1 protein-coding gene is annotated in these 263 nt (G+C 65.0%); it reads right to left on the reverse strand.

The features are described 5' to 3' along the window. The coding region (locus R0J92_RS23820) for a M48 family metalloprotease (protein ID WP_411053494.1) at nucleotides 1-263 on the reverse strand (263 nt) is incomplete at both ends.

Here is a 263-nt window from a genome sequence, read left to right on the forward strand (position 1 = left end):
CTGCGACAGCCCCCCTGTGGCCTGCGCCCCGGCTTGGCCCAACAGTATGCCGCTGAGCACAGTCGCCAGACCGGCGATCTGGCTGCTGCCATAGCGCTCTGCGGAGTGGCGCGCGGTGACGTGGCCGATCTCGTGTGCCAGTACGCCGGCCAGCTGCGCCTCGTTTTCAGCCAGCGTGATCAGACAGCGGGTGACATAGACGTAACCGCCAGGCAGCGCGAAAGCGTTGATGAACTGCCAGTCCAGGATCGTAAAGGTCCAGT

The sequence above is a fragment of the Tritonibacter sp. SIMBA_163 genome (genome assembly GCF_046535935.1).
Classification (GTDB): domain Bacteria; phylum Pseudomonadota; class Alphaproteobacteria; order Rhodobacterales; family Rhodobacteraceae; genus Epibacterium; species Epibacterium scottomollicae.